General features: G+C 64.0%; 22 protein-coding genes. 4 read left to right on the top strand and 18 right to left on the bottom strand.

Features of this window, described 5'->3' with window-relative positions:
• Positions 1 to 64 precede the first annotated feature (64 nt).
• Positions 65 to 598: a carboxypeptidase-like regulatory domain-containing protein gene (locus F0A17_RS04930; protein ID WP_149327243.1), complete on the top strand. Its 534-nt coding sequence runs from the start codon at positions 65 to 67 to the stop codon at positions 596 to 598.
• 4 nt (positions 599 to 602) lie between these two features.
• Here F0A17_RS04930 and hda read toward each other — a convergent pair whose 3' ends face one another.
• The gene (hda, locus tag F0A17_RS04935; RefSeq protein ID WP_149327244.1) at positions 603 to 1,304 is read right to left on the bottom strand and encodes a DnaA regulatory inactivator Hda; all 702 of its coding nucleotides are present in this window, start codon (positions 1,302 to 1,304) and stop codon (positions 603 to 605) included.
• On the bottom strand, positions 1,301 to 2,377 hold the full coding sequence (locus tag F0A17_RS04940; protein WP_149327245.1) for an AI-2E family transporter: 1,077 nt from the start codon (positions 2,375 to 2,377) through the stop codon (positions 1,301 to 1,303). The genes hda and F0A17_RS04940 overlap by 4 nt, the downstream gene beginning before the upstream one ends.
• Before the next feature lie 168 nt (positions 2,378 to 2,545).
• Here F0A17_RS04940 and purM point away from each other — a divergent pair, with 168 nt between their 5' ends.
• Together purM and purN are read left to right on the top strand one after the other, a co-directional pair.
• Positions 2,546 to 3,622 carry a phosphoribosylformylglycinamidine cyclo-ligase gene (purM, locus tag F0A17_RS04945; RefSeq protein ID WP_149327246.1) on the top strand — a complete coding sequence of 359 codons (1,077 nt, stop codon included), beginning with the start codon at positions 2,546 to 2,548 and terminating at the stop codon, positions 3,620 to 3,622.
• Positions 3,619 to 4,347 (top strand): phosphoribosylglycinamide formyltransferase, encoded by a 729-nt coding sequence (purN, locus tag F0A17_RS04950; protein ID WP_149327247.1) that lies wholly within the window; start codon positions 3,619 to 3,621, stop codon positions 4,345 to 4,347. Before purM ends, purN begins: the two co-directional genes overlap by 4 nt.
• A gap of 154 nt (positions 4,348 to 4,501) precedes the next feature.
• On the opposite strand, the gene dcd is transcribed toward purN, so the two are convergent.
• The 4 genes from dcd to F0A17_RS04970 form a co-directional block, all read right to left on the bottom strand.
• Positions 4,502 to 5,068, bottom strand: coding sequence for a dCTP deaminase (gene dcd, locus F0A17_RS04955; RefSeq protein ID WP_104203593.1), 567 nt, complete (start codon positions 5,066 to 5,068; stop codon positions 4,502 to 4,504).
• Positions 5,069 to 5,160: 92 nt separating this feature from the next.
• On the bottom strand, positions 5,161 to 5,964 hold the full coding sequence (gene apbC / locus F0A17_RS04960; protein ID WP_187774634.1) for an iron-sulfur cluster carrier protein ApbC: 804 nt from the start codon (positions 5,962 to 5,964) through the stop codon (positions 5,161 to 5,163).
• A gap of 139 nt (positions 5,965 to 6,103) precedes the next feature.
• The gene (locus F0A17_RS04965) at positions 6,104 to 7,393 is read right to left on the bottom strand and encodes a coiled-coil domain-containing protein (RefSeq protein ID WP_149327249.1); all 1,290 of its coding nucleotides are present in this window, start codon (positions 7,391 to 7,393) and stop codon (positions 6,104 to 6,106) included.
• Between the two features lie 121 nt (positions 7,394 to 7,514).
• The gene (locus F0A17_RS04970) at positions 7,515 to 8,099 is read right to left on the bottom strand and encodes a hypothetical protein (RefSeq protein ID WP_149327250.1); all 585 of its coding nucleotides are present in this window, start codon (positions 8,097 to 8,099) and stop codon (positions 7,515 to 7,517) included.
• A 390-nt stretch (positions 8,100 to 8,489) separates the two neighbouring features.
• Between F0A17_RS04970 and F0A17_RS04980 the strand changes: the two genes are divergently transcribed.
• Positions 8,490 to 9,413, top strand: coding sequence for a YihY/virulence factor BrkB family protein (locus F0A17_RS04980; protein WP_228716812.1), 924 nt, complete (start codon positions 8,490 to 8,492; stop codon positions 9,411 to 9,413).
• Positions 9,414 to 9,424: 11 nt separating this feature from the next.
• On the opposite strand, the gene F0A17_RS04985 is transcribed toward F0A17_RS04980, so the two are convergent.
• The 12 genes from F0A17_RS04985 to urtC form a co-directional block, all read right to left on the bottom strand.
• Positions 9,425 to 9,652, bottom strand: coding sequence for a lipopolysaccharide assembly protein LapA domain-containing protein (locus F0A17_RS04985; RefSeq protein ID WP_149327252.1), 228 nt, complete (start codon positions 9,650 to 9,652; stop codon positions 9,425 to 9,427).
• Positions 9,653 to 9,735: 83 nt separating this feature from the next.
• The gene (locus F0A17_RS04990; RefSeq protein WP_149327253.1) at positions 9,736 to 10,338 is read right to left on the bottom strand and encodes a HupE/UreJ family protein; all 603 of its coding nucleotides are present in this window, start codon (positions 10,336 to 10,338) and stop codon (positions 9,736 to 9,738) included.
• 42 nt (positions 10,339 to 10,380) lie between these two features.
• Positions 10,381 to 11,034: an urease accessory protein UreG gene (ureG, locus tag F0A17_RS04995; protein WP_149327254.1), complete on the bottom strand. Its 654-nt coding sequence runs from the start codon at positions 11,032 to 11,034 to the stop codon at positions 10,381 to 10,383.
• 130 nt (positions 11,035 to 11,164) lie between these two features.
• The gene (locus F0A17_RS05000) at positions 11,165 to 11,881 is read right to left on the bottom strand and encodes an urease accessory protein UreF (RefSeq protein ID WP_422670430.1); all 717 of its coding nucleotides are present in this window, start codon (positions 11,879 to 11,881) and stop codon (positions 11,165 to 11,167) included.
• On the bottom strand, positions 11,871 to 12,401 hold the full coding sequence (gene ureE / locus F0A17_RS05005) for an urease accessory protein UreE (protein WP_149327255.1): 531 nt from the start codon (positions 12,399 to 12,401) through the stop codon (positions 11,871 to 11,873). Before ureE ends, F0A17_RS05000 begins: the two co-directional genes overlap by 11 nt.
• A gap of 161 nt (positions 12,402 to 12,562) precedes the next feature.
• Positions 12,563 to 14,278 carry an urease subunit alpha gene (gene ureC, locus F0A17_RS05010; protein WP_149327256.1) on the bottom strand — a complete coding sequence of 572 codons (1,716 nt, stop codon included), beginning with the start codon at positions 14,276 to 14,278 and terminating at the stop codon, positions 12,563 to 12,565.
• Entirely contained in the window at positions 14,275 to 14,643 is a 369-nt protein-coding gene (locus F0A17_RS05015; RefSeq protein WP_149327257.1) for an urease subunit beta, read from the bottom strand. The genes ureC and F0A17_RS05015 overlap by 4 nt, the downstream gene beginning before the upstream one ends.
• Before the next feature lie 149 nt (positions 14,644 to 14,792).
• Positions 14,793 to 15,095: an urease subunit gamma gene (gene ureA / locus F0A17_RS05020; protein WP_149327258.1), complete on the bottom strand. Its 303-nt coding sequence runs from the start codon at positions 15,093 to 15,095 to the stop codon at positions 14,793 to 14,795.
• A gap of 18 nt (positions 15,096 to 15,113) precedes the next feature.
• Positions 15,114 to 16,013, bottom strand: a complete 900-nt coding sequence (locus F0A17_RS05025; RefSeq protein ID WP_422670370.1) for an urease accessory protein UreD — start codon at positions 16,011 to 16,013, stop codon at positions 15,114 to 15,116.
• 266 nt (positions 16,014 to 16,279) lie between these two features.
• Positions 16,280 to 16,978 carry an urea ABC transporter ATP-binding subunit UrtE gene (gene urtE / locus F0A17_RS05030; protein WP_149327259.1) on the bottom strand — a complete coding sequence of 233 codons (699 nt, stop codon included), beginning with the start codon at positions 16,976 to 16,978 and terminating at the stop codon, positions 16,280 to 16,282.
• Positions 16,978 to 17,817 carry an urea ABC transporter ATP-binding protein UrtD gene (urtD, locus tag F0A17_RS05035; RefSeq protein WP_149327260.1) on the bottom strand — a complete coding sequence of 280 codons (840 nt, stop codon included), beginning with the start codon at positions 17,815 to 17,817 and terminating at the stop codon, positions 16,978 to 16,980. Before urtD ends, urtE begins: the two co-directional genes overlap by 1 nt.
• Positions 17,814 to 18,953: an urea ABC transporter permease subunit UrtC gene (urtC, locus tag F0A17_RS05040; RefSeq protein ID WP_149327261.1), complete on the bottom strand. Its 1,140-nt coding sequence runs from the start codon at positions 18,951 to 18,953 to the stop codon at positions 17,814 to 17,816. The genes urtD and urtC overlap by 4 nt, the downstream gene beginning before the upstream one ends.
• Positions 18,954 to 18,956: the final 3 nt, after the last annotated feature.

The raw sequence follows: 18,956 nt of genomic DNA on the forward strand, positions 1-18,956 counted from the left end.
TCGCGCTCCCCTCAGCATCGTTTATGCTCGTTGCGCATGGGCATGGCAATGAGGAAACAGCGACATGAAAGCTTGGATACCCATGGCCCTGCTAGGCCTGAGCCTCGCCGGCTGCCAGATGATGGACCCTGGCCCTCCCCCAGAGCGCGTCGAAGTGATCGAGATCGGCGAGCCGAGGCCGGATGTCGAACCGACGGAGGAACCCCCGCGCGTAACGCGCCAGGTCGCCTTCCCCGCCGAGGAGTACGCCTCGCTGGAGAAGAGCGGCAACGCCACGATACACGGTCGGCTCTCCCTCAATGGCAGACCGGGCGCGGGCGAAACGATCTCCGTGGCACCGGTCACGACCTATTCCGCCGAAGCGGCCGAGCACGCCCTGGCCGGGCAGGCCGTCGAACCGGCCGACCCGCGGGCCAGGGAATACACCCACACGACCCGTACCGACGACAGCGGCCGTTTCACCGTGCGGGGATTACCGTCCGGGGAGTTCTACGTGTCGGGAAGCATGGTCAATCCTGCCAATGGGCAGCGCCAGGTGATACTCCGCCAGGTATCGCTGCGCAATGGCCAGCGTCTCGATCTCGACCTGCGTCGTTGATGCCCTACCAGCCCAGGGCCTGCTTGACGAAGGGAATGGTCAGCTTGCGCTGGGCCGTGAGCGAGGCGCGATCGAGCTCCGCCAAGGCTTCGAACAGCTCGCCGAGACTGCGCGGGCCGCGATGGAGGATGTAGCGCGCGACGTCATCCGTTAACTGCATGCCACGCAGACGCGCGCGTAACTGCAACGCTTGCAGGCGTTCGCCATCGTCGAGGCCGTGGAGATGAAACGTGACCCCCCAGGTCAGGCGCGATGCCAGATCCGGTAACGCCACCGGCAGTTGGCGCGGCGCGACGCTTGCCGAGACGAGCAGCCGCTTGCCGGCGTCGCGTAGGCGATTGAAAGCGTGAAAGAGGCCCTCCTCCCAGCGTCGCCGACCGATGACCGTATCGATATCGTCAATGGCCACGAGATCGAGTCGCTCGACATCCTCGAGCATCAGCGGCGGAAAGTGGCCCAGGTCGCGTAGCGGCAGGTAGAGCGCACGCATGTCGCGATCCGAGGCAGCATGACAGGCTGCCTGCAGCAAGTGGGTGCGGCCGGTACCGGGTCCTCCCCAGAGATAGAGGAAGGGCTCGCCCTCGGCATCGAGCTGATGTACCAATCGATCGACCAGGCTGGCATTTGCCGCGGGCAGGTAACTGTCGAAGGTGGCATCGTCGCGCAACCCCACGCCCAAAGGCAGTTGCGCCGGTGCTCGGCTCATGGTGATTCCTCGTCGCGACGACGCCGCGTTGCGGCATCGTACAGGCTGCTTCGCTTGTAGCGGTCGTTGAGTTCCCTCAAGAGTACCATGATCACGGCGGCTGCCGGCAGCGCCAGCAGCACGCCGGTAAAGCCGAACAGCTTGCCTCCCGCCAGCACGGCGAAGATGACCGCCACCGGATGAAGGCCGATGCGATCCCCCAGCAGTTTGGGCTGCAGCAGGACACTCTCCAGTACCTGACCGGTGGCGAACACCGCCACCACGCCGACCAGCACCAACCAGCCCTCGAACTGGAAGAACGCCACGAGCAGCGCCACGCTCAACCCGACGATGAAACCGAGGAACGGCACGATGCTGGCCAGTCCCGCCAGCATGCCGATCAACAGCCCGAAGCGCACGTCGATGAGCGTAAGACCGATGGCATAGATCGCCCCCAGCGACAGCATGACCAGCAACTGACCCCGCAAGAAGGCGGACAGCACCTCGTCGCAGCGCTGGCTCAGACGGATCGCATCCGGCTCCCAGCGACGCGGCAGCAGGTCGTGCAGGTTGGCCATCATCCTGTCCCAATCGAGCAGCAGGTAGAAGGTAACCACCGGAATCAGCGCCACGTAGGTGACCCAGGTGATGAAAGCCATGCCCGAGCGCCCCACCTTCCCCAGCAACTGGGCCGCATACCCCCCGGCATTCTGCCAGTTCTCGGCCAACGACGTCTGTACGGCGTCGAGGTCAGCGGTTACGTCGAGCCCCGTCCAACTCCGTATCTGCGGGGCCAGCACCGTCTGGACCCAGGTGAAGATTCCGGGGATCATCTGATCGAACTGGCGAATCTGCTGCATCAGCAGCGGAATGAAAATCAACAGAGCGATCGCCAGCACGACCGACATGACCAGGAATACGGCGCATACCGCCAGCGTGCGCGACATTCCCAGGCGCTCCAGTCGATCGGCCAAGGGATCGGCGAGATACGCCAGGATCATTCCCGCGATGAACGGCATCAATATCGCTTCCAGCTGGAACAATAGCCACACCACCGCCACCGCACCCGCCAGCAACCACCACTCTCTGCGCATCCCCCCTCCCTGCGTTCGATGTCCACGGCGATGCGAGCCGTGCCACGTGATGCTACAATTCCGGCCCGATCTTGCCCACTGCCCGTCGACCTGTCGGGCCGCAGCGTTCAGCGGCCGATGCGACCGCCGGCAGGCCACCAACCGCGACACTTTCGTACAGGACAGGCCATGACCGACTCCGATTCCTCCCGTCCCACCAAGGCATCCCTCAGTTACAAGGATGCCGGCGTCGACATCGATGCCGGTAATGCGCTGGTCGACCGCATCAAGGGCGTAGCCAAACGTACCCTGCGCCCCGAGGTGATGGGAGGGCTGGGCGGCTTCGGCGCGCTGTGCGCACTGCCGGCAGGCTATCGGGAACCCGTTCTGGTATCCGGCACCGACGGCGTAGGCACCAAGCTGCGCCTGGCCATGGACCTGAAGCGTCACGACACCATCGGCATCGATCTGGTGGCCATGTGCGTCAACGACCTGGTCGTCGCCGGTGCCGAACCGCTGTTCTTTCTCGATTACTATGCCACGGGCAAGCTGGACGTGGATATCGCCGCGGATGTCGTGGCGGGTATCGGTGAAGGCTGCGAGCGCGCCGGCTGCGCTCTGGTCGGTGGCGAAACCGCCGAAATGCCCGGCATGTACGAGGGCAGCGATTACGACCTGGCCGGTTTCTGCGTCGGCGTAGTCGAAAAGTCCGAGATCCTCGATGGCAGTCGTGTCGCAGAAGGTGACGTGCTGTTGGGTATCGCCTCCTCGGGGCCGCACTCCAACGGCTACTCGCTGATCCGCAAGGTCCTTGAGCTTAGCGGCGCGTCGCTGGATATCGCCATCGACGGCCAGCCCCTCGGCGATGCCCTGCTCGCGCCCACGCGCATCTACGTGAAACCTCTGCTGTCGTTGATCAAGGAGAGTGGCGTGGCCGTGCACGCACTGTCGCATATCACCGGTGGCGGGCTGCTCGAGAACGTACCGCGCGTTCTCCCTGAGTCACTCGCCGCTCGCATCGACATCGCCAGTTGGACTCGACCGGCGGTGTTCGACTGGTTGCAGCAGCAGGGCAACGTGGCCGAGAACGAGATGTATCGCGTCCTCAACTGCGGCATCGGCATGGTCGTGGTCGTGCCCGCCAGCCAGGCCGACCAGGCACGCGCCCACCTCCAGGCGCTCGGCGAAACGGTCTATCGCATCGGTGAGATCGTCGCCCGCGATGAAGACGGGGACGCGGTGAAACTGGAGAACGTCGAAGCATGAGCGAGACATCCCCCAGCGACACCTTGAACGGCTTCACTCCGGAGCCCAGCAGCACGCGGCGCGTCGTGGTGCTCATTTCGGGCAACGGCAGCAACCTTCAGGCGCTGATCGACGAACAAACCCATGACCGCCTCGGCGGCGAGATCGTCGCGGTGATCTCCAACGTGGCCGATGCCTACGGCCTGCAGCGGGCTCGCGACGCCGGCATCGATGCCGTGGTGTTACCCCACGGCGAGTACGACTCTCGCGAAGCCTACGATAGCGCATTGATCAAGGTGATCGAACGTCACGAGCCCGACTTGGTGGTGCTGGCCGGCTTCATGCGCATTCTTACCCGACGCTTCGTGCAGCGCTTTCACGGTCGCATGCTCAACATTCACCCTTCCCTGCTGCCCGCCTACCGCGGCCTGAACACACATGCCAAGGCACTGGCGGACGGCGTGACCGAACACGGTTGCAGCGTGCACTTCGTCACCGAGGAGCTCGACGGCGGCCCGGTCGCGATCCAAGCCGTGGTGGAAGTGAGCGCAGGCGAAACCGAAGCCAGTCTCAAGGAGAAGGTGCACGCCCGCGAGCACCTGATCTACCCCATCGCAGTGAAGTGGTTTCTGGAGGGCCGCCTGCGCCTGGCAGGTGAGATCGCCACCTTCGATGGCATGTCGCTTCCCCCTCGAGGCATGCGAATGTCACATGCCGACGCCGCCGAAGAGCTGGACGAGGAGTAGCGCCAAGGGCGACCAACATTCGCTGTCTCCCGACGCTAGCAACGCCGGGGACAGCTCGGAGTGGAGGTCATTCTTCCAGGGTGATGCGAAGGGATCACAGCACCTCCACAGGAACCGTCGCCGGATAAGCCGCGGTGTCGCGGTGTCGCCGATCTCAAGTTCGTGGCAGAGTCACTCCCCGCTGCCCCATGTACTTGCCGCCGCGATCCTTGTAGGAAGTCTCGCAGACCTCATCCGACTCCAGGAACAGCATCTGGGCCACGCCCTCGTTGGCATAGATCTTGGCCGGCAGATTGGTGGTGTTGGAGAACTCCAAGGTCACGTGCCCCTCCCATTCCGGCTCCAACGGGGTCACATTGACGATGATGCCGCAACGGGCGTAGGTCGACTTGCCCAAGCAGATGGTCAGGACGCTGCGCGGAATACGAAAATACTCGACGGTGCGCGCCAGGGCGAAGGAATTGGGTGGAATGATGCAGACGTCGCCCTTGATGTCGACAAAGCTCTTCTCGTCGAAGGCCTTGGGATCCACCACCGCCGAATGAATGTTGGTAAAAACCTTGAACTCGTCGGCACAGCGCACGTCGTAGCCGTAGCTGGACGTGCCGAAGGAGATCACCCGCTGGTCATTCACGTAGCGGACCTGGTCGGCCTCAAAGGGTTCGATCATGCCTTCCCGCTCGGCCATGCGGCGGATCCAGCTGTCGGGTCTGATACTCATGGGACGTCCTGAAAAAGATGCCGAACAAAACAAGTAGGGCCGCTATCATAGCGGCCCTCGTGTCAGGCGTCACGGCTCCACGACCAACGGACTCAATCGCTGAAGCTGATGCTGGGCCCCTCATCGGCCGAATCGCCCTGGATCTGCTCGGCGACTTGCCGCGCCATGCCACGAAACATCATGGTTATTTCGCTGTCCGGCTCGGCAACCACGGTGGGCCGCCCCCCATCGGCCTGCTCGCGGATCGAGAGCGAAAGAGGAAGCTGGCCCAGGACCCGCGTCTCGTATTCCGCAGCGATTCGCTCACCGCCGCCCTCGCCGAAGATCGGCTCGGCATGACCGCAGTTGGAACAGACATGCAGGCTCATGTTCTCCACCACGCCCAGTACCGGCACGTTCACCTTGCGGAACATCTCGATGCCCTTGCGCGCATCGAGCAGTGCAATGTCCTGTGGCGTGGTCACGATTACCGCACCGTCGACCGGCACCTTCTGCGCCAGGGTCAGCTGAATGTCGCCGGTACCCGGCGGCATGTCGATGAAAAGCACGTCGAGGTCATTCCACGCCGTCTGGGTCAGCAGTTGCTGGAACGCGCCTGCCACCATCGGGCCGCGCCATACCATCGGTTCACGGGTATCGACCATGAATGCCATGGACATGGCCTGCACGCCATGGGTTTCCAGCGGTCTGAAGCGATTCTCGCCTGCCTGTTGTGGCCGCACGCCTTCCGGCACCCCCAGCATCTGGGCCTGGCTCGGGCCATGGATGTCGGCATCCAGGATGCCGACCCGATAGCCTTCGGCCACCATCGCCAGCGCCAGATTGACGGTGACCGTGGACTTGCCGACCCCGCCCTTGCCGGAGGCAACCGCCACGATATGCTTGACCCCTTCGATCACATTCCGCTCCTTGTGCTGAGAGTTGTCGCGTTACCTTAGGGTAGCTGAACGAGCGCCAGTATAACGTGCCTATTGCTGACGACCGAAACGGACTGCGGCGGGCCGAAACCCGCCGCAGTCATTGGCCTTGCCGATATCAGCTCTCCTCGGCCTCTTCGTTTTCAGCATCGCTCTCCTGGGGCGGCTCCTCGGCCCGCTGCTGGCTCGGCTCCTGCCGATTCTGCTGGCTTGAGGATGGTTCTTGACTCTGGTCCTGCCGGCTCGGATCCGGCTGATTCCCGGACGGATTCCGCTGCCTCTGGGATTGACCTTGCTGTTCCTGCGATTGGCCTTGCTGCTCCTGCGATTGGTCTTGCTGCTCCTGCTGCTCCTGCGATTGGCCTGGTTGACCCCGAGTCTGGCTCCGCTGCTGGCCAGCGTCATCGCCAGTCGCCGCGTTATCCAGTTCCAGCTCGGAGAGGGTGTCTCGCCACTCGGCGAGCTGTGACTCCAGGCGCTGCAACTGCTGTCGACGACGCTCGACCTGCTCCTCGACCTGGCGCAGTTCGTCGCGGCCCGAGTCGATGGCGTTGGTCAGCTCGTCACGCTCCTGACGGATCGACTCGAGCTCGGTCATGGCACTGTCACGCTGATCGCGAATGGTGCCCACTTCGCTTTCGATCTCGCTGCGCAAGGCCTCCATCGCCTCGATGTCACTCTCAAGCGCTTCGAGAGTCTGCTCACGTTCGTCGATCGCCTCGTTCAGAGTGTTCAAGCGCTCCTCGGCGGCGTCCGCCTTCTCACGCATCTCGCCCAGCTCGGACTCGACCTGTTCGCGTTCCGCCTCGGCCTGCTGACGCGCCTCCTCGGCCTGCTGACGCTCTTCTTCGATGGTCTGACGTGCGGATTCGGCTTCCTGACGCGCCTGTTCCGCCGCCTGTCTCGACTCCTCGGCGTCAACGCGGGCCTGGTCCACTTGTTGGTACTCTTCACGCAGCGCCGCGACGGTTTCCTCGATCTCGGCCTGCTCATTGCGACGCGCCTCGAGATCGCTCTCCAGCGATGACTGCGCTTCCTGTAGCTGGCTGAGGCGCTCCTCGGCCTGCTGAGCTTCACCGTCGAGACGCTCTATCTCGTCGCGAGCCGCTTGCTGTTCGTCACGTAGGGCCGCTTCGGCCGATTGCCGTTCCTCCTCGAGCTCCGCCAGACGCGCCTGCATCGACTCGATATCCTCACCGGCCTGGTTGCGCTCGTCGAGCTGATCCACCAGTTCCTGGTGCTCCCCCTCCAGCGCCGCGAGCTGTTCTTCCAACGCTTGGCTTCGCTCACGATGATCCGACGCGTTATTGTGAGCGATTATCGCCCATACAAGAGCAAGCAAAGCCACGGCCACCACGGCCATGACGCGTCTGTCCTTGTAAAGTGGGCTGTCGTTGCCTTCCGCCATGAGCTAGACCCTCCAGATGGTCACTTGTTATTGCCGCTTGCCAGCGACGTTCGTTTACCTTTCCCACCTCAGCATACATAGCGTTACCCAAGGGCGAAAGGAACCGACCGGGCCGCAACGATCAGTTCGCTGGCGCTTGGGGCACGATGCGCCAGTGAGACAACCAGGGAGTACCACGAACCTCGAATCCCAGTTGACGCAGCCAATTCGCCACGACCAGGTTCGATTGATAGACCGCCGAATAGCGCCTCGAGTCCGGTACGAAGGCCAGCCCGAACTCTTCGCTTTCGACCGGTTCCGTCTCCGGAGCCTCGAAGCGGGCATCCAGCCGCAGTCTCAGCGCCTGCACCCTGCGCATATCGGCTCGCAGCGTATGAATTCTCTCCAACCCTTCCGGAGCCAGCCGTTCGAACTGTTCGGAATCGCTGATTTCGGGAAAGACACCCCGCCCCAGCCCGGCCCGAGTTGGCCATAACAGCGCGACAGCGCCGCTCAACAGGTTGCGCCGACCGTCGACGTACCAGCGCCACTCCCCAAAGCTGTAACGCACCATGCCGCCCTGTCCGCCAGGCAGAACCAAGCTGGCATGCCTCCCATGATCGAGAAGATAGAAGGTGACCGGCTGTTCGATGTCCTGAGGAGGTATTATCCGACCGACGCAGCCCGCCAGCAGAAAGAAGGGCAGCCACCACACCAGCCGGCTCACGTCAGGGAGCATCCGCATCGCAGGGACCGAGCGAGCCAGACCGCAAGCATGCTGACACATGGCCGAGAGGCAGCGCCGCAACGACCATGCGTATCGATGTGAGGAGCGACTATCGTACCGCTAGCGCAGACCTAGCATCGACAGAATGAACAGCACCACGACAATCAGGCCGATGATATAGATGATATTGCGCATGCAGCTCTCCTTGCTGTCAGGTTCGATTCGCCAAGATTCATGAATGACATCGCAAATAAGCGGCGTCAGCCCCCAGTGTAGCGAACTTGACGAATCCAGCCAGCGCAGCGCGCCGACTTGTGAGGCCTTACCGGGACGCATACCTTGAACAAAGGGAAACCCTTCCGATAATCGGCACAGGAATCGTCAAGCCACATGGCACGACACCTTCATTCGCGTCGCATCCGGTTCGTCTGGCTACCTCGCATGGGAACCTTCCTCTGGCGTGTCATCAAGGCCTTCATGCGCAACCGGGGCGTGCTGTTGGCCAGCGGGGTCGGCTACAACATCCTGCTCTCCATCGTGCCGCTATTCGCTCTGTTGGGCGTGCTGTTGACCCAGGTCGTCGATAAGGAGGTGCTACTCGACGTCCTCAGCGTACAGGCCGTGCATCTCGCTCCCGCGCATGCCGAAGTGTTGATGGACGCAGTCCGGGCCTTGCTCGATTCGGGTGACATGGTCGGCCTGTTCGGCATCCTGGTGCTCCTGCTGTTCAGCTCCTTCGCTTTCCGCATGCTCGAAGACGCACTGGCCATCATCTTTCATACCCCCGAAGCGCATCCCAAGCGTAGTGTGTGGGTTTCCGTCTTGATGCCCTATGTCTTCGTGCTGGTGCTGGGTGCCGGGTTGTTGGCCCTGACCTTGCTGGTGACTCTGGCGGAGGCGATCAATACGCTATGGTGGCTCCTGCTCGATCGTGAGATGCCCTTCAGCGGGCTTTCGACCCCCCTGCTCAACCTATTCAGCTTCATCGGCGTCTTTTTGCTTTTCAGTGCCATCTACAAGGTCTTGCCCGTCGTCACGATAGCGCTCAAGCGGGCCGTGGTGGGAGGCTTCGTAGCGGCGCTTCTTTGGGAAGGTGCGCGCCTGCTGCTGGTGTTCTATTTCCTCAACGTTTCGGTGGTCAACGTCGTCTACGGTTCGCTCGCCACATTAATCGTGGTACTGCTGACCTTGGAAGCAGGGGCCATGATCCTGCTGCTGGGCGCTCAGGTCATCGCCGAACTGGAATACAACGCTCGTCGTGGCCTGCCGTGGTACGTCGATCCACTGCGGGAGGCGATAACCCATGTCGACTGACCGCGTATGTGTCAGTAGCGACTCCGAGGGTGACTCTGACGGTGCAAACGACGCAACAGGCCGAACAGGCTTCTGCCGCTGACCATGCCCAGCAGGTAGATCGCCAACAAGAGCAGCGCCAGGGGCAGTTGAACGCTCCAGTTCAGGAACCGAACCTCTATTACCTCGATGTTCTGCACGAAGAGTACGAGAACCAGCAAGGTGATGAGCACCTTTACGGCCAGCAGCAACTTGTCCATGGGCCTCCCTCCAGTCGGCTTCCCTACAAGCTGGGCGGCGCATGAACGTCTGTCAATCCCGCCCGGGTAGCCATGCAGCGCGATCAGCCGAAGGCAAACAACGCACCGGCTGCTGCGATCACTACGCCCAGTGCCCGCAGGAAGCGATTTTCCCGCTGCATGAGGCGCCCACCGACAAGGCGGCCCGCATAGGTGATCGCCAGCGTGGCCAGCGTAAAACCGGCCAGGTACGCCAGCATGGAGGCACCATGCGGCATCTCGCGGCCGTGGGCATGGCCATGGAACAGCATGAACAGGACTACCACGCCGGCGCCCACCGCGGTCGGCACCTTGACCAGTGCGGCGATCAATACACCCGCCAGCAGCACCGACAGGGCGATACCGAACTCCACGCCCGGCAATGCCAACCCGCCCCAGGCCAATCCGGCTCCCAGCAGCATGCCACTGGCAGCGAACAGCGGTGCCGCCAGGCTGAAAGCACGGCTCTGGCGCAGGCTCCACAACCCGACGGCCAGCATCGCCAGCAGGTGATCGAGCCCCAGCAGCGGATGCGCCAGGCCGGCGGCAAAACCGCTGCCATGGACATGGTCGTGGCCCGGGTGGCCAACGGCCATGCCCGCGACCAGCAGCATGAGGGGGGCGCTGGCCAGTGCCAGGCGCGCGGCGGAGGAATGACGGTTCTTCATGGTGTGGCGATCTCCTTGCCGATAAGGGAAACGGGTTTAGGCTCAGGCGTTGACCGGCTGGGCCTGGGGACGACGCTCCGGCGGCCGGCGCTCCGGCAACATGCCGCGATCGAGAATGAAGCGGATGATCGCTTCGAGACCCACGCCGTCGTAGAGGTTGGTGAAGACGAACGGACGCTCGCCGCGCATCTTTCGGGAATCGCGCTCCATGACTTCCAGCGAGGCGTGAACCTGCTCGGCGATGTCGATCTTGTTGATGATCAGCAGGTCCGACTTGGTGATACCGGGCCCGCCCTTGCGCGGAATCTTGTCGCCGGCGGAGACGTCGATCACGTAGAGCGTGAGGTCGGAGAGCTCGGGGCTGAAGGTGGCCGAGAGGTTGTCGCCGCCCGACTCCACCAGCACCAGCTCCAGGTCGGGATGTCGCCCGTGCAGCTTGTCGATGGCGGCGAGGTTCATCGAAGCGTCCTCGCGGATCGCCGTGTGCGGGCAGCCACCGGTCTCCACGCCCAGGATGCGGTCGGCCGGCAGCGCCTCGTGACGCAGCAGGAAATCGGCATCTTCACGGGTGTAGATATCGTTGGTGACCACGGCAATGTCATAGTGGTCGCGCAGCGCCAGGCAGAGCTGCTTGAGCAGCGCCGTCTTGCCGGAGCCCACCGGGCCGCCGACGCCGACGCGTAGGCAATGTGTCATCGTCTTGCTCCTTTCATGAATTCGACGTTCGGAACGTCACGAGAAGGAAGACGTCGCTTCGCGACTCGAAGAGGGAAGAAAACTCACGCCCTGCCTACCCTCTTCTCTTTTCTCCCTTCCCTACTTCCTACTAGCTTCTAAACAATCGCGAATACTGCGTTTCGTGCAGTGCGCTGGCCAATGCCAGCCCGGGCAGTGCCGGGCCGAGCTCGTCGTCATTCAGTTCTAATGCTTCATCCACCGCGGTCACCAGCGCCGGGCGCAGCCGCTCGACCAGGCGCTGGGCGGCGGTATGTCCCAGCGGCAGCGCCTTGCAGGCCACCGCCAACTGGTTCTCGAACCAAGCCCAGGCGAAGCCGAGCATGGCCTGGCGCGGTGCGACACCGCGCACCTGGGCGGCCCAGGCAAAAACAGTCACGTAACTCGCCCCCTCCGGCAGCGCAGGGGCCTCAGCGGAAAAATCGGAGGGCAGCAGCTCCAGGCTGCCAAGCAACCGGGCCAGCGACGCGCCCAGGCGTGAGTCTTCCGCCGCCAGCTCGGCGGTCTCGCGGTTAGCGGCGAGCCAGCCATCCCACTGCGCAATCGCCTCGGCACCCTCATCCGCCCAGGCCTGCTGCAGACGCGCCAGCACCGGCAGCTCGCAGCGGGTCAGGCCATCATCGAGCACGCCGGTCAGCCAGTCGCCGAGGCTCGCCTCGTCCTTTACCCAGCCCAGCTCGAAGGCACTCTCGAGCCCTTGCGAAAAGGCAAAGGCGCCGATCGGCAGCGCCGGGCTGACCAGTTGCAGCAACCCCAGCAGGGCCAGATCGTCGCCCTGCGCCATCCCCTGGGCCGCTTCAATGGGCATGGTGATGATCATGGTCGTGGTGACGGTGATCGTGGCCGTGCTCATGGTCATGATCGTGGTCATGCGCATGTGAATGGCCGAGCGGGTTGTAGGCGCCCGGCTCGGGATCGAAGGGAGCCTCGTGCCGTTCCAGGCTCGCGCCCAGCAACTCGGCCAGCTCTTCCAGCACGTGGTCCGGCGGGAAGCGCACGTAACCACCCTGCCCGTCCTCGCCCAGGGCCAGTTGTACGTGGCGATTGCCCAGGTGGTAGGCAAGCCGCGCCAGCGGCAGGCCCGCCGTCACACGCGCCGTGACCACCGGCTCGGCGGCGGCCCTGACCCGCACGATCTCGCCGCCCTCGGCGCGCAGCCCCTCGCCGTCGCGCAGTACCGGGCCGCGGTCGAGGAACAGGCCCAGCTCGCGACCGGCGTCGCTCACCGCCTTGAGCCGACCGCGAATGCGCAGCTCATAGGGCAGCGTGAGGGTGTCACTGGCCTGGCGCCCCTCGATGGGTCCCAGGCGTTCGATCAGTTTCAGCATGGCTATTGCCTCGGTGAAGTTGTCCGCGGCTGATCCGGCGGCAGGCCTTCGCGAGGGCGCTGTAAATACTTCCCTGTACGCTACTTTTACCATCCATGGCAAAAGACCCTCGCTCCTGCCTACCCCCGGCGCCGCTTGCCTTGCTCGTCGTAGCCCGAATCTCAGAAAAGGTGGTAGCGCTGCGCCAATGGCAGCTCGTTGGCCGGCTCACAGGTCAGCAGCTCCCCGTCGCAGCGCACCTCGTAGGTCTGCGGATCGACACTGAGCTCAGGGCAGGCATCGTTGAGCTTCATGTCGCTCTTGCGCACCCCACGCACGTTCTTGCATGCCGCCAGCCCGCTTTGCAGGCCCAACCGCTCCTTGATGCCGGCGTCCAGCGCCGCCTGGCTGACGAAGGTCAACCGCGACAGGCTCGCCGCCCGGCCGAAGGCACCGAACATGGGGCGGTAATGCACCGGCTGCGGCGTGGGAATCGAGGCGTTGGGATCCCCCATGGGGGCCGCCGCGATCATGCCCGCCTTGAGAATCAGCGCCGGTTTGACGCCGAAGAAGGCCGGGCTCCACAGCACCAGGTCGGCCAGCTTGCCGACCTCGATAGAGCCGACCTCATGACCGATACCGTGAGTGATCGCCGGGTTGATGGTGTACTTGGCGATGTAGCGCCGGGCACGGAAGTTGTCGGCGCCAAGCGCTTCATCCTCCGGCAGCAGACCACGCTGCACCTTCATCTTGTGCGCGGTCTGCCAGGTGCGGCACACCACCTCGCCGACCCTCCCCATGGCCTGGGAGTCCGAGGCAATCATCGAGATCACCCCCAGGTCCTGCAGGATGTCCTCGGCGGCAATGGTCTCGCGGCGAATGCGCGAATCGGCGAAGGCCACGTCCTCGGGAATGTTGGGATCGAGGTGGTGGCACACCATCAGCATGTCGAGGTGCTCGTCGATGGTGTTCACTGTGTAGGGCCGGGTCGGGTTGGTCGAGGACGGCAGCACGTAGGGCTTGGAACAAGCAATCAGAATATCCGGCGCGTGACCGCCACCGGCGCCCTCGGTGTGGTAGGTATGGATCCCGCGTTCCTTGAAGGCGGCCAGGGTGTCCTCGACGAAGCCCGACTCGTTAAGCGTGTCGGTATGGATGGCGATCTGTACGTCGTACTTTTCGGCCACGCTCAGGCAGGTGTCGATGGAAGCCGGCGTGGTGCCCCAGTCCTCGTGCAGCTTGAGACCGATGGCGCCGGCTTCGATCTGCGCCTCCAAGGCGTCGGGCAGGCTGGCATTGCCCTTGCCGAGCAGGCCGATATTCATCGGCAGCTCGTCCACCGCCTGTAGCATCCTGCCGATGTGCCAGGCGCCCGGCGTGCAGGTGGTGGCATTGGAGCCGGTGGCCGGCCCCGTGCCGCCGCCAAGCATGGTGGTGATGCCGCTCATCAGCGCCTCTTCCACCTGCTGGGGGCAAATGAAGTGGATGTGCGCGTCGATACCGCCGGCGGTGAGGATCTTGCCCTCACCGGCAATGATTTCGGTGCCGGGGCCGATGACGATGTCGACGTCGGGCTGGGTGTCGGGATTGCCCGCCTTGCCGATGGCTGCGATACGGCCGGCCTGGAGACCCACATCCGCCTTGACGATACCCCACCAGTCGAGGATCAAGGCGTTGGTGATCACGGTATCCATCACCGTATCGTCGAGGCGCTGGCTCTGGCCCATGCCGTCGCGGATCACCTTGCCGCCGCCGAACTTCACCTCGTCGCCGTAATGGGTCGCGTCGTGCTCGACTTCGATCCACAGCTCGGTGTCGCCCAGGCGCACCCGGTCGCCCACCGTGGGACCGTACATGTCGGCATAGGCCTGCCGGCCGATCTTGTTAGCCGTGGTCATGACGGATCCCCATTCGCTGCGTCTCCGGATGACGATTTGCGCGCGGTAGCGGGCGCGATGGAGAGCAGGCCCATCACCTCACCGCGAAAGCCGTAGATATGGCGCGTGCCGGCAAAAGGAATCAGCGTGACGTCCCGCGTCTGACCCGGCTCGAAGCGAATCGCCGTGCCCGCCGCCACGTCCAGGCGATAACCGCGTGCCTTGGCGCGATCGAAGACGAGCGCCGGATTGGTCTCGGCGAAGTGATAGTGGGAGCCGACCTGGATCGGCCGGTCGCCGGTATTGGCCACCTCGACCGTGATCCGCTCGCGCCCGGCGCAGAGCTCGATCTCGCCGACTTTCAACCGATATTCACCAGGAATCATGACGCCTCCTTAACAACGTTGCGGAAATGAGCGAGCGACGGCCAGACAAGGCGAACAGAGGCGAGCCAGCGGAGTTGACTGGGTGCTCAATGAGCATGGCGAGCCGATGTTCAACGCGGTATGGCCGAGCGCAGCCATTTCGACCTCCGCTAGACGATGGGTGTGTGGACGGTGACCAGCTTCGTGCCGTCGGGGAAGGTGGCCTCCACCTGAACTTCGTGCACCATCTCGGCCACCCCCTCCATCACGTCGTCTCGCGAGAGGATCTCGCGGCCGTAGCTCATCAACTCGGCCACGCTGCGGCCATCTCTCGCGCCTTCCATGATCTCGAAGCTGATCAGCGCCACCGCTTCCGGGTAGTTGAGCTTGAGGCCGCGAGCCCGGCGTCGCTCGGCCAGTTGGGCGGCCGAGAACAGCAGCAGCTTGTCCTTGTCTCTCGGGGTCAGTTCCATGCGAGTCTCCTGGAATCGTCAGGTGAACCAGATACGGGGGGGATGGGGAGGAGAATCGATCATCAGCGGCCTGAGACAGGCCCAGGCCTGCTGGCAAAGTTCCCAGGCCTCGTTACGCTCATGCCCGAGATAGCGCAGCAACAGCACGCCATGGCGCACGGTCACCGCCCAGCGCGGGTTCGGCGTTATCGCGTCACGCAATGCCTCGACGGCCAGGGCTTCATCGTCGAGGCCCGCGGCCCACAGGGTGGCCTGCACGCTGGCGCCACCCTGCCCCCAGTGCCCCTTGAAGCGCGGGTGTGCCGGGTCGAGCGGCTGGCGCTCCAGCCACAATGGCTTGCCATCGCGATACAGCCGAAAGCGCTGCTCGATGCAGCCCGACACGTAGGGCAGCCGGCTCGCCGGCCGGCCCAGCGCCAGCACCTCCCAGCCCAGGCAACGCGCATCGTCGGCCAGCTCGATGGCCGTGTGCTGCTCACCGCACGAGCCATCGAAGGCAATGGTCTCCTGGGGCAGCCACTCGAGCACTCCCCCCGACGCCACCTGCAACTCGGTACGCTGGGACCAGGCCACACCATGGCTGTCGGCACGATAGAGCTTGTTGGCCGCAGGCGTCGTCACCAACGCACGAGCACCCGATTCGACCTGAACCGAGACGTGCAACACATCGCCGCTTACCAGCCCTCCGGGTGGATGCAGCAGGTAGACATGGCACGAGCCCTCATGCCCCTCGGGATAGAAAGGCCGCTGCACCCGCAGCGGGCCCTGATGACGAGCCCGCACCAGGCGGGTGGCCCCCTGGCGCCGGTCGAAGCCGAGCTCCAGCGATGCCACCCAGCGGCGGCCGGCATCGAAGCGGTGACCGGAAGCACAGGGCGGCAGCAGTGTCTTGGCGTCGAAACGAGCCGTCATTGGCATCGGCCTTCTGCAACAGGATTCGGCCTCTTCACCGAGGCTTTGCCCTATTCATGGCAACCGCTGTACCAGAACGGTGAAATGCAGAAAAAACGAATACAATTCATTGGGTTATTTTGCATACAGCCACACCTGCAAGAGTCAGCTTCGCACCAGATTGGCGCACGAAAGCCAGCGCGGCGCACAGTTTCTGCGCATGAGCGCCTGATGATCCTCTGGCCACGGCCCAGAACGGTGCAGGAGTGAATTCCTGACCTTTGGCAAAACGGCTATACCGTCAGGTGTTCCTTGATCAGCGCATCGGACAGCTCGCCGATCGCGCCCTTGGCCACCGGCCGGCCGCGATCCATGATCGCGAAGCGATCGGCATACTTGCGCGCGAAAGGCAGCTTCTGCTCCACCAGCAGCACGGTCAGCCCATCCTCGGCGATCAGCTTGCGAATCACCTCGCCGATCAGGGTGACGATATTGGGCTGGATGCCCTCCCCCGGCTCGTCAAGAATCAGCAGGCGTGGCTCGATCACCAGCGCCCGACCGATGGCCAACTGCTGCTGCTGGCCACCCGAGAGATCGCCACCCCGACGGTGCTTCATCTCCTCGAGCACCGGGAAGAGTTCAAAGATGCGCTCCGGGATGGTGCGCCGACCGTCACCCCGGGCCGCCAGGCCGGTGCGCAGGTTCTCCTCCACGGTCAACAGCGGAAAGATCTGCCGCCCCTGGGGCACATAACCGATCCCCAGCCGCGAGCGATCCTCCACCCGCCGCTTGGTCAGCTCCACATCGTCGGCATAGCGGATGCTGCCGGAGGCCACCGCCACCTCACCCATGATCGCCTTCATCAGGGTGGTCTTGCCCACCCCGTTGCGTCCCATCACGCAGGTGCACTGGCCCGCCGGCACGCTCAGGTCGAGGTCCCACAGGGTGTGGCTCTCGCCATAGAACTGATTGAGCTTGTCGATTTCGAGCATCAGATCGCCTCCTCCTCGGCTTCGGCGCCCAGGTAGACCTCGACCACCCGCGGGTCGCTCGACACCTGGTCCATACTGCCCTCGGCCAGCACGCTACCCTGATGCAGCACCGTCACCTTGCGTGCGATGGAACGCACGAAACCCATGTCGTGCTCTACCACGACGACCGACTGCTTGCCGGCAAGTCCGGTCAGCAGCTCGGCGGTACGCTCCATCTCCTGCTCGGTCATCCCCGCCACCGGCTCGTCCACCAGCAGCAGCCGTGGCCGTTGCATCAGCAGCATGCCGATCTCCAGCCACTGCTTCTGGCCGTGGGAGAGAATGCCCGCCTGACGCCCGCGCAGCTCGGCCAGGCCGATGGTCAGCAGCACCTCGTCGATGCGATCGCGAATCTCGCCGTTCATGCGTGCCGTGAGCGTGGGCAGGATACGTTTATCGGCAGCCATCGCCAGCTCCAGATTCTCGAATACCGTGAGCGCCTCGAACACCGTGGGCTTCTGGAACTTGCGGCCGATGCCGAGGCTGTCGATCTGCGGCTCGTTCATGGTCAGCAGGTCGTGGCGACTGCCGAACCACACCTTGCCGCTATCGGGCCGGGTCTTGCCGGTGATGATGTCCATCATGGTGGTCTTGCCGGCCCCGTTGGGTCCGATGATGCAGCGCAGCTCGCCGTCGTCGATGGTCAGGTTCAGGTCGTTGATCGCCTTGAAGCCGTCGAAGCTTACCGTGACGTCTTCGAGGTAGAGAATCGGCCCGTGGCGCACGTCGACCGGCGACTCGACGGGCACCAGGAAATCGAAGACCCGATCGCGGCTAGCCAGGGAACTCAGAAGGCTCATGCCGCAGCCTCCTTGGCGGAAAACGAAGCGTCACTGTCACCACTGCGGCGCAGCCGCAGCGCCAGCAGCCCTGCCACGCCACGCGGCAGAAACACCGTGACCAGCACGAACAGCCCGCCCAGGGCGAACAGCCAGGCGTCGGGCATCACGCCGGTGAACACCGTCTTGGCGTAGTTGACCAGGATCGCCCCGATCACCGCGCCGTATAGGGTCGCACGACCGCCCAGCGCCACCCACAGCACGATCTCGATGGAGAACAGCGGCGAGAACTCGCTGGGGTTGATGATGCCTACCTGAGGCACATAGAGTGCCCCGGCCAGGCCCGCCAGCATGGCCGAGACCACGAACACGAACAGCTGAAAGCGCTCGACCCGGTAGCCGAGGAAACGCGTGCGCGCCTCGGCGTCGCGGGTCGCCACGCACACCCGGCCCAGCTTGCTGGTAACGATGGCACGGCACAACACATAGCCCAGCGCCAGCGCCACGCCGGTGGCCAGGAACAATCCCAGCCGGGTATCGCTGCTGCGCAGGTTGAAGCCGAGGATCTCGCGGAAGTCGGTCAGCCCATTGTTGCCGCCGAAGCCCATCTCGTTGCGGAAGAAGGCCAGCATCAGGGCGAAGGTCAGCGCCTGGGTGATGATCGACAGGTAAACCCCGGTGACCCGTGAGCGAAACGCCAGGAAGCCGAACACCAGCGCCAGCGCTCCCGGTACCAGCAGCACCATCAGGAAGGCGAACCCAGCCATGTCGAAGCCATGCCAATACCATGGCAGGCTGTCCCAGTTGAGGAACACCATGAAGTCGGGCAGCACTGGGTGGCCATAAACGCCGCGGTCGCCGATCTGGCGCATCAGGTACATGCCCATGGCATAGCCGCCCAGGGCGAAGAAGGCGCCATGGCCCAGGCTGAGGATACCGAGATAGCCCCACACCAGGTCCACCGCCACCGCCAGCAGGGCGTAGCTCAGGTACTTGCCGAATAAGTTAACGGTATAAGCACTGGCATGGAGCGGATGCCCCGCCGGCACGGCCACGTGCAGCAGCGTCACCAGGGCCATCGTCGCCAGCAGCACGCCGAGAAAAATCAGCGTCGAGCGTTCGCCAAACGGCCTCATCAGCCACGATCTCGATTGCATGGA

Source organism: Billgrantia pellis, assembly GCF_008297955.1.
Taxonomy (GTDB): Bacteria; Pseudomonadota; Gammaproteobacteria; order Pseudomonadales; family Halomonadaceae; genus Halomonas; species Halomonas pellis.

What these genes read in the sequence shown, in the direction of transcription:
- ureE (WP_149327255.1), bottom strand. Translation starts at nt 12,401, where the DNA reads ATGCTGAAACTGATCGAACGCCTGGGACCCATCGAGGGGCGCCAGGCC.
- ureC (WP_149327256.1), bottom strand. Translation starts at nt 14,278, where the DNA reads ATGACCACGGCTAACAAGATCGGCCGGCAGGCCTATGCCGACATGTAC.
- urtE (WP_149327259.1), bottom strand. Translation starts at nt 16,978, where the DNA reads ATGCTCGAAATCGACAAGCTCAATCAGTTCTATGGCGAGAGCCACACC.
- F0A17_RS04940 (WP_149327245.1), bottom strand. Translation starts at nt 2,377, where the DNA reads ATGCGCAGAGAGTGGTGGTTGCTGGCGGGTGCGGTGGCGGTGGTGTGG.
- F0A17_RS05000 (WP_422670430.1), bottom strand. Translation starts at nt 11,881, where the DNA reads ATGCCCATTGAAGCGGCCCAGGGGATGGCGCAGGGCGACGATCTGGCC.
- hda (WP_149327244.1), bottom strand. Translation starts at nt 1,304, where the DNA reads ATGAGCCGAGCACCGGCGCAACTGCCTTTGGGCGTGGGGTTGCGCGAC.
- F0A17_RS05015 (WP_149327257.1), bottom strand. Translation starts at nt 14,643, where the DNA reads ATGATTCCTGGTGAATATCGGTTGAAAGTCGGCGAGATCGAGCTCTGC.
- F0A17_RS05025 (WP_422670370.1), bottom strand. Translation starts at nt 16,013, where the DNA reads ATGCCAATGACGGCTCGTTTCGACGCCAAGACACTGCTGCCGCCCTGT.
- purM (WP_149327246.1), top strand. Translation starts at nt 2,546, where the DNA reads ATGACCGACTCCGATTCCTCCCGTCCCACCAAGGCATCCCTCAGTTAC.
- ureG (WP_149327254.1), bottom strand. Translation starts at nt 11,034, where the DNA reads ATGACACATTGCCTACGCGTCGGCGTCGGCGGCCCGGTGGGCTCCGGC.
- urtC (WP_149327261.1), bottom strand. Translation starts at nt 18,953, where the DNA reads ATGCAATCGAGATCGTGGCTGATGAGGCCGTTTGGCGAACGCTCGACG.
- F0A17_RS04990 (WP_149327253.1), bottom strand. Translation starts at nt 10,338, where the DNA reads ATGAAGAACCGTCATTCCTCCGCCGCGCGCCTGGCACTGGCCAGCGCC.
- F0A17_RS04930 (WP_149327243.1), top strand. Translation starts at nt 65, where the DNA reads ATGAAAGCTTGGATACCCATGGCCCTGCTAGGCCTGAGCCTCGCCGGC.
- dcd (WP_104203593.1), bottom strand. Translation starts at nt 5,068, where the DNA reads ATGAGTATCAGACCCGACAGCTGGATCCGCCGCATGGCCGAGCGGGAA.
- purN (WP_149327247.1), top strand. Translation starts at nt 3,619, where the DNA reads ATGAGCGAGACATCCCCCAGCGACACCTTGAACGGCTTCACTCCGGAG.
- urtD (WP_149327260.1), bottom strand. Translation starts at nt 17,817, where the DNA reads ATGAGCCTTCTGAGTTCCCTGGCTAGCCGCGATCGGGTCTTCGATTTC.
- F0A17_RS04980 (WP_228716812.1), top strand. Translation starts at nt 8,490, where the DNA reads ATGGCACGACACCTTCATTCGCGTCGCATCCGGTTCGTCTGGCTACCT.
- ureA (WP_149327258.1), bottom strand. Translation starts at nt 15,095, where the DNA reads ATGGAACTGACCCCGAGAGACAAGGACAAGCTGCTGCTGTTCTCGGCC.
- F0A17_RS04985 (WP_149327252.1), bottom strand. Translation starts at nt 9,652, where the DNA reads ATGGACAAGTTGCTGCTGGCCGTAAAGGTGCTCATCACCTTGCTGGTT.
- F0A17_RS04965 (WP_149327249.1), bottom strand. Translation starts at nt 7,393, where the DNA reads ATGGCGGAAGGCAACGACAGCCCACTTTACAAGGACAGACGCGTCATG.